Origin of the sequence: Brucella sp. IR073 (genome assembly GCF_049065735.1) — a bacterium.
In the GTDB taxonomy this organism is placed as follows: domain Bacteria; phylum Pseudomonadota; class Alphaproteobacteria; order Rhizobiales; family Rhizobiaceae; genus Paramesorhizobium.
Genome location: NZ_JBAKHD010000003.1, coordinates 517,212 through 528,962, shown reverse-complemented (window position 1 = coordinate 528,962; position 11,751 = coordinate 517,212). Strand labels below are relative to the sequence as shown.

Here is an 11,751-nt window from a genome sequence, read left to right as displayed (position 1 = left end):
TCACGAGGAAACTTCGCCGTCCCGCCGTGCCGAACTGCGTGAGGTTCTGGTTATGCGCCGGCTCCAGAATTCTTTCGCCAGCAGCCCGACATAGGCGGTGTTGGTGTCGTAGTATCGCCGCCACAGCCGCCTCGGCTCCTGGGCGACCCGGAACAGCCACTCCATCCCTGCCGCCTGGACGATTTTGGGCGCGCGGGCGACCTTGCCGCCATAGACGTCGAAGGCGCCGCCGACGCCCATGATGAAATTCGCCTTGAGTTCGGCGCGGTAGCGCTTGATGAACCGCTCCTTGCGCGGCGTCGGCATTGCCACCAGCATGCAATCGGCGCCCGCGGCGTTGATGTCGGCGACGATGGCCGCTTCGTCTTCCGGCTTGAAATAGCCGTTGCGCGCGCCCGCCACCACGAGCCTGGGATGATCCCGGCCAAGACGGGCGATGACCAGGTCGAGAACGCTCTGCTCCGCGCCGAGCAGATAGGGCTTGTAGCCGCGCCGCTCGCACAATTCGAACAGGTGGAACATGATGTCGACGCCGGTCACGCGCTCCGGCAGGTCCACGCCGCACAGGCGCGCGCCCCACAGCACGCCCTTGCCGTCGACATTCACGATATCCGCCGAGGAGACATCCTCATAAAGCTCGGCATTCTTGCGCATGTTGACGAGCTTGGCGACGTTGACGACGACGTGATGCAGCGGGCGCTTCGAGGCCATTGCCTCGTCGGCGAGCGCCATCGTCTCCTCCATGCTGAGGGCATGGATCGGTGTGGACAGGAAATCGCGCCGGCGCGCCGCCAGCATAGGATGTTGATCCCAGGCGGTATCAGGCGTGCTCATGCAACCTTATCCATGGTTCGATCCGCATGCTTGCGGCCCTCGATGCGGGCGTCGGGCTTGCGCGCCTTGCGCCATGTCCACAGGCCGCGCGTGTCGATCAGTTTCTTGTCCTTCAGCGCTTCCGGATCGATCAGGCTGAACTGCCGGTGATCGACGAGCAGCACGACGATGTCGGCCTGATCGATGGCCGATAGCGCGTCGGTGAACTCGATGCCCTTGCCCTCGAGCTGGCGCGGCAGGGCGCGCGCGTTCGGCTCGGCGGCGATGAGCTTCAGGTTTGGAATCTCCGACAGAAGCTCGACCACCTCGACAGCAGGGCTCTCGCGCATGTCGTCGATATTGGGCTTGAAGCTGAGGCCGAGGCAGGCAATTGTCTGTTTACGGGATGGATCCAGCAGCATCTTGATGTCGCGCACGACGGTGTGCGGACGGCCCGAATTGATGCGCCGGGCGGAGGCGATCAGCGGCGTGTCGTCGGGCGCGGAATCGATGATGAAATAGGGGTCGATCGCGATGCAATGGCCGCCGACGCCAGGGCTCGGCTGCAGGATGTTGACGCGCGGATGCTTGTTGGCGAGGTCGATCACCTCCCAGACATTGAGCGACAGATGCTGGCAGACGGCGGCGATCTCATTGGCGAAGGCGATGTTCACGTCGCGGAAGGCGTTTTCGGTGAGCTTCACCAGTTCGGCGCTCTCCGGGCTGGTGAGGAACAGATCGCCCTGAACGAAGGTGGAGTAAAGGGCTGCGGTTCGCTGCGATGATTTGCGCGACAGGCCGCCGATGGAGCGGTCATTGTTGACGAGCTCGGTCAGCACCTTGCCGGGCAAAACCCGCTCGGGCGAATAGGCGACGAGGATGTCGGCGTCCTCGCCATGGGTGATCGGGAATTTGAGGTCGGGGCGCAGCTCGGCCATCAGTTCGGTGATGGTGCGCGTCGTGCCCACGGGAGAGGTGGATTCCAGCACCACGAGATCGCCCGGCTTCAGCACCGGGGCGACGCTTCTTGCCGCCGCGTGGACATAGGTGACGTCGGGCCTGTGGTCTTCGGTCATCGGCGTCGGCACGGCGATGATGAAGGCATCGGCGGTCTGCGGCGTGGTGAAGGCCTTGAGCTTGCCATTGGCGACGACCTTTTGGATCAGGCCGTCCAGATCGGGCTCGACGATGTGAATCTCGCCGCGGTTGACCTTCTCGACAACCGTTTCGTTGATGTCGACGCCGGCGACATCGAGCCCGTGACCGGCAAGGATGGCGCAGGTCGGCAGGCCGATATATCCCATGCCGACGACACATACTTTGCTGATTTCAGCCATGTAACAATTCCTCGATGATGCGGCGGCTCGCCTGGCCGTCTCCATAGGGGTTAACCCGCGTCGCCGTGCTGAGATACGCTGCGCGATCATCGAGCAGATGGCTGGCGGCGGCGGTGATTTTTGCGGTGTCGGTACCGACCAGACGCGTGGTGCCCGCCTCGACACCTTCAGGCCGTTCCGTGTTCTCACGCATGACCAGAACCGGCTTGCCCAGCGAAGGCGCCTCTTCCTGTACGCCGCCACTGTCGGTCAGCACAAGATAGCTCTGTTTCAGCAGAAAGAGAAAAGGCAGATATTCCTGCGGGTCGATCAAATGGATGTTCGCGGTGTCGCCCAGCTCGGCGCGGACCACCGAGCGCACATTGGGATTGGGATGCACGGGGTAGACGATCTGCACATCCGGGCGCGCCGCCAGCGCCTTCAGCGCGGCGCAGATGCGATGAATGCCGCCGTCGAAATTCTCGCGCCGGTGGGCGGTCGTCAGGATCATTTTCTTTGCGGGATCGAGGAAGGGGAAGCGGCCGGCCAGATCGGCGCGCAAAGCGGCGTTCGCGTCGATCTCGGCGGAGAAGTGCAGGAGCGTATCGATCACCGTATTGCCGGTGACGAAGATTTTCTCCGCCGGGACATTCTCCTTCAGAAGATTGGCGCGCGCCTGCTCGGTCGGCGCGAAATGCCAGGCGGCGACATTGCCGGCAATCTTCCGGTTGAGCTCCTCCGGGAAGGGCGAGTTGATGTCATGGCTGCGCAGGCCCGCCTCGACATGGGCGACCGGGATGCGCTTGTAAAAGGCCGCGAGCGCGGCGGCCATGGCCGTCGTCGTGTCGCCTTGAACGATCACCACATCGGGCCGCGCGCGCTCAAGCACGTCGGCCATGCCCTGGAGCACACGCACGGTGACGTCGAAGAGGGTCTGGTTCGGCTGCATGATGTCGAGGTCGTAGCTGACAGGCAGGCCGGTCAGCTCGATCACCTGGTCCACCATCTCGCGATGCTGGGCGGTGACGCAGATTTCGACGGCGCAGTCGCCCCTCGCCAGCGCGGCCTTTGCGATGGGGAAGCATTTGAGCGCTTCCGGCCGGGTGCCGAACACGATGAGAAGCCGACGGGGAGAATTTCTATTGGATGAAGCGTTCATTGCGGCCTGGACAGGATTTTCATGAGCGGCAACCTATAATGGGTCACTTTAGGAAAGTTGAACGTTCGTCCCGCCTACACTTCATTTTTTGGGGGCGGGAGGAAAATTCCAAACATACTTAACGGGAAATTGCGGCCCCGCCGGGACGGCAGATTCTCAATCAAATGAGAGATCGAGCCGCTGGTCGACGAAAGCCCGTTTGCCGCCCCGGCCGCTGGCGAGCCGTTCGACCCGTTCCAGCCGGAAACTGACCTGGCCTTCGCAGAGATTGGCGAGACGGTCCACCACCCTGCGGGCGCATGCTTCGTCCCCGTCAGGCGTCAACACATAGCGGAAACGCACTTCGCCCGGTGTGTCCTGATAGAACTGGAACTCCCTGACATCGCCGTAGTGCTCCGGATCTTCCGATGTCAGGGCCATGATGACGATCCGGCCGCCGTCCCGCGCGATCAGGATGCCGGGCTTGCGGCGCGGCGCGATGGCTTCCACCTTCAATCGCTGGCCGTTGGCGGGGCTGGGAAGTTCCACCAGCCGGGCGAAATCCTTGGTATCGTAGCGGATGAAGGGCATGCCGGTGGAAAGGAAGCCCGTGCCGATGATGCGGCCTTCGCGTCCGGGCTCGGTGACCGGGTTGCCCTCGGCATCGATGAGCTCGGCCAGTCCGTAGAGCGGATTGAATTCGTAGACGTCCGGCTGCCCGGCCACTTCATTGGCAAACAGCACCTTTTCGCTCATGCCGTAGAAGCAGGAGACCGGCACATCCCCGAAAATTTCCCGATAGATTTGCCGCTGGTGTGCGTAGACCGGCTCGGAGATGAGCAGGATACCCTTCAGCGGAAGTTTCGGTCTGCGCCCTAGGTGCCGAAGATTGCGGCAGAGGATTTCGATGGCCGAGGGGTAGCCGTAGAGATAGCGGATGCGGCGCTTGTCGATGAGATCGAGATAGAGCTCCGTATTTTCGTGCGTCAACGGAAAGGTCGCGAGGCGCAATTCGCGAAGCGCCGGGTCCCATCCATGGATATCGCCCGCCCTGACGCCGACATCCACCCCGCGCATCGTCGCCCTGCGTTCGTCCTCAGAATAGCCTGTCCGGGACCAGACATCATAGACGAAGGCCATCTCGCGGGTGCTGCGGTCCTTGTCGAGATAGAAGGCAAAGGGCTTTTCGCCATTGGAGCCGCTGGTTTCCGCGCGATCCAGCGTCTGTTTGGGCGCCGCCAGGGCGGCATCGCCGGCCGCGCCGAGGTCTTCTTTGGTGAGGATCGGCAGGCGGCGGATATCTTCAGGCATGATGCGAGCCGCGTCGAATTTATTGTCGAAGGCCCGGTCGATGAGGTCGCGGTAGAAGGGGCTGCCGTCATGCGCTTTGGCCAGCAGATTGCGAAGCGCATCCAGATGCCGTGCGGCGGCGAAATCCGGGTCGGTCGCGGCGCGCGCGACGATCTGGCGCCATTGCCAATAGGTTCGGCCATATTTCAGCCGCGTCGGCACGAAGGCGATGGCATATCCCAGCGTAGCGCGCACGACATGCGGGCTGTGCGCATAGGCGCCGCGTGCGATGTCCATCAACCGTCCGGATTTATAGGTCATTTTTACTCTCACAAATGTCACGGCATATAGAAGCGCCGCGCGCTTCTATATGCCGTTTATGGAGAAACCATTTTCACCGGTCATTGTGGGCAATGTACGGAGACCGCCTGATATGCGCTCGCAGCACAGCGAAGCCGCCAATATTGGGTTCACTTAATATTTCTTTTACCCAAGAAATTTGTCCCTATTAATTCGTCGTTTCCATAGATGGTTAAAAAATCATATGCTACGTTGCACTGCAACATAATAGCACATTCTGCCGTTCACGAAGCTTAACCGCAGCAAACCTTTCGTCCTGAAGGGGTGGGTTGCCGTTGCCATATGGGGGCATGCATCAATGAATATTATGGTGACGGGAAATATGGGATATGTCGGCCCTGTTCTCATTTCCCATATCCGTCAAGTTCTTGGGCATTCGACTGTTATCGGTGTCGATAGCGGCCTGTTTGCTCATTGCATCACGCAGGAAAACCTTCCGGAACATGCGGTCGACATCCAGATATTCCGCGATGTGCGCGATCTCGATCTTGCCTTGTTTCGGGGTGTGGATGCGGTCGTGCATCTTGCCGCGATCTCCAACGACCCGATGGGCTTGCGCTTCGAGGCGGTGACGGAGGAAATCAACCGGAAGGCGACCCTCCGCGTTGCGGAGCTGGCCGCCGAGGCCGGTGTCAGGAGTTTCGTTTTCGCTTCCAGCTGCTCCATGTATGGCTATGCCGAGGGCGGCGCGCGCTGCGAAGGCGATCCGCTCAACCCGCTGACCGCCTATGCCCGGTCGAAGGTCGGGGCGGAAATCGGTCTGAAGGAGATCGCCGCGAAAAGCGGGATGACCGTGACCGCGCTGCGCTTTGCCACCGCCTGCGGCTTTTCCGGACGTCTCCGGCTCGACCTCGTTCTCAATGATTTCGTCGCGTCGGCGCTGGCGACGGGCCGTATCTCCGTCCTAAGCGACGGAACGCCCTGGCGCCCGCTCATCCATGTGAAGGACATGGCGCGCGCCATCGAATGGGCGATTTCGCGGACGGCGGACGGCGAAGATAGATTCCTTGCCGTCAATGCCGGGTGCGATGAATGGAATTACCAGGTGCGGGAGCTGGCGGAAGCGGTGCGCGCGGCCATTCCGGGCACCGAGATCGACATCAACGAAAATGCGCAGCCGGACAAGCGGTCCTATCGCGTGAGCTTCGCGGCGTTCCGGGCGCTTGCGCCTGACCATCAGCCTCTGATCCAGCTCACTGAAGCGATCGAGGACATCAGGGACGGCCTCCAATCGATCGGGTTCAACGACCCCAGATATCGTCAATCACATTTCGTCCGGTTCAATGTGCTGGGGGCGGCACTGGAACAGGGACGGCTCCGGCCCGATTTGCGTTGGGCCAATCTCCCTGCGGCCAGGTCCGTTCGTGTGCCGGTTTCCGAGCCGGCGCAGACGGCAAGCGCCGCGTAATTCATCTTAGAGCGCGATGCGATTAAGCCTGTGCGGGCATCACGCTCTAACTCTTTGTTTTTGCGCATGATCTACCCGAAAAGTCTGCAACTTTTGCTTCGCTGACCTTCGGTTCGGAATCATGCTTTAGCAGTTCCGCGGTTGGGCGCGCGGAAATCGGTATGCCCGCCAGCTTGGGTGGCGGCATATGTGAGCGTTCGGCATTGGCCGTGAGACTTCCTCGGAGCCATCAGCCGGACACATCGCGGGGACTGCAGGAATGATATTTCGTGAAACGGAACTGCCGGGCGCAAAGCTCATCGATCTCGACCGGAAGGGCGATGAACGCGGCTTCTTCGCGCGGCTTTTTTGCCAGAAGGAATTCGGCGCCGAGGGGCTGGAAACCGGCTTCGTGCAGGTCAATACATCGCTGAGCGCCAGGGCAGGCACGCTGCGCGGCATGCACTACCAGCTGATGCCTTCGGCGGAGGTGAAAATAGTGCGCTGCATCCGCGGCGCGCTGTGGGATTGCATCGTCGATCTTCGCCCGCATTCTCCCACATTAGGCAAATGGTTCGGCGCGACACTCTCCGCCGAAAACCGGACGATGATGTATGTGCCGCGCGGTTTTGCCCACGGTTTCATCACGCTGACCGACGACACCGAGGCCTTCTATCTCGTCAGCGCCTTCTACGCGCCCGAACAGGAGCGAGGCCTCAGGTGGGACGATCCATTCATTGCGATCGAATGGCCGCGTGAACCCATCGAGATATCGGTCAAGGACCGGGAATGGCCCTTTTTCGATCCGGCCTATCACGGGGTCGAGGGCTTCCGTTTCCTCGCGCCTGGCCTGTCCGCTTCGAACGATTCGCCAGTTCAGGGAGTTGACGCATGATCATTGTAGACACTGCCATCAAGGCCCGGCTCAGGACCGGGCGTCCCGTCATCGTCGGCATGTATGGCGCCGGCTTCATGGGCCGGGGCATGCTCATCAATGTCGAGCGGCACATGAAGGTGCTGCATGTGGCTGCCATCTGCAACCGCAATGTGGAGCGGGCGATCCGGGCCTTCATGGATGCGGGCGTGGCGCGCGGCGAGATCGTCGAGGTGACGAGCGAGACGGCGATGGCCCATGCGCTTGCCGCCGGAAAGCGGGCGGTGACGAGCGATCCGTCGCTCATCGCGCGCTCTTCGGCGATCGATATCGTGGTGGAGACGACCGGCCATGTGGAATATGGCGCGCGCGTCACGATGGACTGTATCGAGAACGGCAAGGATATCGTCTCGCTCAATGTCGAGCTCGATGCCACCGTCGGGCCGCTCTTACGCCGGAAGGCGGAGGCTGCGGGGGTGATCTTCTCCGGCGCCGATGGCGATCAGCCGGGCGTGACGATGAACCTCGTGCGCCATGTCGAGGCGATGGGGCTCAGGCCCCTCGTCTGCGGCAATATCAAGGGCTTGCAGGACCGCTACCGCAACCCCACCACGCAGGAGGCCTATGCCCGGCAGTGGAACCAGACGCCCAGCATGGTCGCAAGCTTCGCCGATGGCACCAAGATGACTGCCGAGCAGGCCATCGTCGCCAATGCGCTGGGACTGAAGGTATCGCGGCGCGGCATGATCGGGCGAGACTATGACGGCCATGTCGACGATCTCATCGATTTCTACGATATCGATGAGCTACGGTCGCTCGGCGGCATCGTCGACTATGTCGTCGGCGCGCGGCCAAGCCCGGGCATTTATGTGCTCGCCGAAGCGTGCGACGACAACCAGGCCTTCTTCCTCAATCTGGGCAAGCTCGGCAAGGGACCGCTCTACAGTTTTTACACCGCCTGGCACCTGACGGTGCTCGAGTTCGGCATATCGGTCGCCCGCGTGGCGCTCTGCCGCGACGTGGTGATCGGCAACAGCAATGCGCCCTCGGTGGATGTGGTGGCAGCCGCGAAAAGACCGCTGAAAGCGGGCGAAACCATCGACGGCATCGGCGGCTACATGACCTATGGCGTGGCCGAGAATTACGAGGTGTCGCGGGCGGAAAAGCTGCTGCCGATGGGCCTTGCCGAAGGCTGCCGGCTGAAGCGCGACGTGCCCATCGACCAGGCGCTCACCTATGACGATGTGGAGACGCCTTCCGCCAGCCGCGCCCATGCGTTGCGGCGCGAGCAGGACGCGCTGTTTCCCATCGAAGCCCGTGACGAAGCATTGGAATATGAAAGGACGGGAGCCCTATGAAAGTTGTCATTTTCGCAGGGGGCTATGGCAGCAGGCTTACGGAGGAAACCACCCTTCGGCCAAAGCCCATGGTGGAGATCGGCGGACGCCCCATCATCTGGCATATCATGAAGATCTATTCCCATTTCGGGTTCACCGAGTTCATTGTGCTTGCCGGATACAAGGCGGATTTCATCAAGTCGTATTTCCTGAACTACGCCATGATCAACAGCGACTTCACCGCCGACCTCGCCACGGGGGAAATCGTCTGGACGCGCCGCTATTCGGAGAACTGGAAGATCACCGTTCTCGATACCGGCCTCGATACGATGACGGGCGGGCGGCTCAAGCGGGCGCGGCAGATCATCGGCAACCAACGCTTCCTCCTGACCTATGGCGACGGCGTGTCCGATATCGACATACCCGAAGCGATCAGGGCGCATGAGGAGGGCGGCAACTGGATCACGCTGACGGCCGTCACCCAGCCGGGCCGCTATGGCGCGCTCGGCTTATCGGAAGATGCCTCGAAGGTGCGCGCCTTCCGCGAGAAGGCGGCGGGCGATGGCGGTCTCATCAATGGCGGGTTCTTCGTCGTGGAGCCTGAAGTCTTCGACCTCATCGACGGCGACCAGACCGTCTGGGAGGAGGAGCCGATGGAACGGGTGATCGAGCGCCGCAAGCTCGGCGCCTATTGGCACCGGGGCTATTGGCAGAGCATGGACTCGCTGCGTGACAAGATGGTGCTCGAGAAGGAATGGGCCAGCGGCCGGGCGCCGTGGAAGCTTTGGACGGAAGCGGCTTAAATAATGAAGGGGGCTAAGATGGATGCAGGCAATGACAATTTAATGGATATATGGATCGATCTTCCGTTCGATCTCTTACAGACGTTGCGGCTGGCGCATGCGATCGGCGAGGCTGGCTTCCGGATATGCATCGAGCCGCAGGACGAGAAGAAGCTTGTGCTTTTGAAACGGATTTTCGGCCTCGACTACAAGGTCGGAACGGCGGGCGCGGGCAAAGTCTCCGGCCTTTATCTCGATCATATGACGCCGGTCAGCCGGATCGGCGCGATAGAGCGGCCATTGATCATGCCCCACGCCATTTTCGACCATTGCCGGGCGCGGTGGCGGCAAGCGCGGGGCACGGATGTATCCTTCGCCGGGCTTCTGACGGAAAGCCGCCGCGCCGCGATCAATGACTGGCTTCGCCTGTCGCATCTCGAACAGCTCGCCGTCGTTCCGAAGAAGCCGGCATTCATCGGCCAGCTGGCGCGCAAGATCGCTCGAAAGGCGGGCATTTCGATTGCGGACTATGTCGGCACCGAAAACGTCAAGATTTATATGTCCGACCAGGGCCGGGTCTTCCCGCGCAAATCCTGGAACGAGGCCTATTACGATCTGCTCCTCGATTCCAAATTCGTGCTTTGCCCGAGCGGCGATTTCAAGAGCAACGGTGTCGTCTGGACCTACCGGTTCTTCGAAGCGGCGATTTGCGGCGCCATTCCCGTCATCGAAGAGCCCTGTGCGGCCTATGAGGGCTATCATTACCGGCTGATGAGCGCGCCGCTCGACTCGCTGCAATGGTCGCGCGAGGAGGCGGAACACAATTTCGAGCTGGCGCGGCAGAGGCTGACGATCGACCGTGAGATATTGAAGGCCGAAATCCTTCGCCTGCTGCCGATGCCTGATGTCGTGGCCGATACGGTGCGCAAGGACTATGTCAACGGGATCTACGCGACGTGAGACGGTTGATCAGGCTTGACGCCGCCGCAGGGCCAGAAGCGAGGAAATTGCCGAGCGCTGGGTGGCGAGGAGGAGGGCGAGATAGATCGCTCCGCCCGCCGCCGCCCCGGCAAGAAGCAGGAGGAGATCGCTGGCGATGTGCGGTCTCATATAGCTGAGGAGGATGCGGACGAGCGCGGCCATGAGGATGGCGCTTCCCAGGGGCAGGACGACGCAGTGGATGGCCGCGCGGGCCGGAATTTTTGCGACATTGAATACCACGCCGGCATAGCCGATCATGATGAAGACATTGGCGATGCACAGCGCCAGACAGACGCCGGTGAGCCCTGCCAGCATCGCGCCGATCCATGATCCGACGACGATGATGGTGGCGCGGGCAAGGGCGAACCACCAGAGGACGCCGGCGTGACCGGTGGCTTTCAGAAAGGGAATGAAGCTGCCGCAAGGCGTCATGATGCCCTTGGCGACGGCAAGCAGGCCCAGCACCGGCCAGGCGAAAATCCACTGCGGGCCGAAGACGATGCTCATGGCGGGCTCTGCCACCGCCCAGAAGCCGAACAGCATGGGCGCGAGGAGCACGCTCGTCATCTGCGTGCTGCGCTGAAGCGCGTGGCTTCGGCGCTCCGGCTCATGCGCCATGGTCGAGAAGGCGGGGAAGAGCACGCCCATCAGCCCCGACAGCACGATCTGGTTGGGAAGATCAGAGAGGCGGTTGGCGACGCTGTAGGCCCCGGCATCGGAAAGGCCGAGCGCCCTGGTGATGACGACAAGCGGCGACTGGAATGAGATGAAATTGGCGAAATCCGCCCCCGCAATGCGGCTGCCATAGCCAAAGAGCGCGCGGAGCTTGAGGAGAGAGAAGCGGAGGCGCGGGCGGTAGCGGCTGGCGACCATCAGCCCGATCAAGCGCACGACGGCGCTGACGAATTGCTGGAGGATGAGCGCCCAGACGCCGAAACCGGCGATGGCGGTGGCAATGGCGGCGATTGCGCCCAGCGTTTCCGACGTCACGTTCCAGAAGGCGTCCCTGGCGAAGGCCATGCGGCGGGAGAGGAGGGCGGAGGCGACATCCGCGCCGAGATATATGGGGAAAAGGAAGGCGAATATCTGCAGCAGCCATGCGGCTTCCGGCGCGCCGAGAAGCCCGGCGACGAAGGCGGCGTTGAAATAAAGAAGGAGGCCGAGCGTGCTGGCAACGGCCAGATTGGTCCAGAACACGGTGTCGTGCGCTTCCGCATCCTCCTTTTCCGCCTGAACGAGGCCGGAGGCGAGGCCCGCGCCGCCGATGAGGAGAAGGAAGGAGATGACGACCATGCCTGACGCGACGATGCCGAATTCCGCAGGTGTCAGGAGATGGGCGAGGATCGGCACGCTGATGAATTTCAGCGAGAAGACGACCACTTTCGACAGGATGCTCCAGCCGACATTCCTCACGATCCTGCCGCCGGTCCTGCTCGCGTCCATCCAGGTCTCCCGTTTGTCGCCCGCCGATGG

The 11,751-nt window shown here is 62.0% G+C and carries 10 protein-coding genes; 5 read left to right on the top strand and 5 right to left on the bottom strand.

What is annotated here, in order from left to right; genetic code table 11:
- The 4 genes from ACOWVG_RS09215 to ACOWVG_RS09200 form a co-directional block, all read right to left on the bottom strand.
- Complete coding sequence (locus ACOWVG_RS09215) at window positions 1-834, bottom strand: WecB/TagA/CpsF family glycosyltransferase (protein WP_420961615.1); 834 nt, start codon at window positions 832-834, stop codon at window positions 1-3.
- Window positions 831-2,150 (bottom strand): UDP-N-acetyl-D-mannosamine dehydrogenase, encoded by a 1,320-nt coding sequence (wecC, locus tag ACOWVG_RS09210; RefSeq protein WP_420961614.1) that lies wholly within the window; start codon window positions 2,148-2,150, stop codon window positions 831-833. Before wecC ends, ACOWVG_RS09215 begins: the two co-directional genes overlap by 4 nt.
- Window positions 2,143-3,288 carry a non-hydrolyzing UDP-N-acetylglucosamine 2-epimerase gene (gene wecB, locus ACOWVG_RS09205; protein WP_420961612.1) on the bottom strand — a complete coding sequence of 382 codons (1,146 nt, stop codon included), beginning with the start codon at window positions 3,286-3,288 and terminating at the stop codon, window positions 2,143-2,145. The genes wecC and wecB overlap by 8 nt, the downstream gene beginning before the upstream one ends.
- A gap of 156 nt (window positions 3,289-3,444) precedes the next feature.
- Window positions 3,445-4,878, bottom strand: coding sequence for a hypothetical protein (locus ACOWVG_RS09200; protein ID WP_420961610.1), 1,434 nt, complete (start codon window positions 4,876-4,878; stop codon window positions 3,445-3,447).
- Between the two features lie 337 nt (window positions 4,879-5,215).
- On the opposite strand from ACOWVG_RS09200, the gene ACOWVG_RS09195 reads away from it, so the two are divergent.
- The 5 genes from ACOWVG_RS09195 (at window position 5,216) to ACOWVG_RS09175 (ending at window position 10,257) form a co-directional block, all read left to right on the top strand.
- Window positions 5,216-6,325, top strand: coding sequence for an NAD-dependent epimerase/dehydratase family protein (locus ACOWVG_RS09195; protein ID WP_420961609.1), 1,110 nt, complete (start codon window positions 5,216-5,218; stop codon window positions 6,323-6,325).
- 259 nt (window positions 6,326-6,584) lie between these two features.
- The gene (gene rfbC, locus ACOWVG_RS09190) at window positions 6,585-7,199 is read left to right on the top strand and encodes a dTDP-4-dehydrorhamnose 3,5-epimerase (RefSeq protein WP_420961607.1); all 615 of its coding nucleotides are present in this window, start codon (window positions 6,585-6,587) and stop codon (window positions 7,197-7,199) included.
- A complete protein-coding gene (locus tag ACOWVG_RS09185; protein ID WP_420961606.1) occupies window positions 7,196-8,536 on the top strand; it encodes an NAD(P)H-dependent oxidoreductase in 1,341 nt (446 codons plus the stop codon). The genes rfbC and ACOWVG_RS09185 overlap by 4 nt, the downstream gene beginning before the upstream one ends.
- Complete coding sequence (rfbF, locus tag ACOWVG_RS09180; RefSeq protein WP_420961604.1) at window positions 8,533-9,318, top strand: glucose-1-phosphate cytidylyltransferase; 786 nt, start codon at window positions 8,533-8,535, stop codon at window positions 9,316-9,318. Before ACOWVG_RS09185 ends, rfbF begins: the two co-directional genes overlap by 4 nt.
- A gap of 42 nt (window positions 9,319-9,360) precedes the next feature.
- Window positions 9,361-10,257, top strand: a complete 897-nt coding sequence (locus ACOWVG_RS09175; protein WP_420961603.1) for a hypothetical protein — start codon at window positions 9,361-9,363, stop codon at window positions 10,255-10,257.
- A gap of 9 nt (window positions 10,258-10,266) precedes the next feature.
- Here the strand turns inward: ACOWVG_RS09175 and ACOWVG_RS09170 are convergent, their stop codons facing one another.
- On the bottom strand, window positions 10,267-11,721 hold the full coding sequence (locus tag ACOWVG_RS09170) for a lipopolysaccharide biosynthesis protein (protein ID WP_420961601.1): 1,455 nt from the start codon (window positions 11,719-11,721) through the stop codon (window positions 10,267-10,269).
- Window positions 11,722-11,751: the final 30 nt, after the last annotated feature.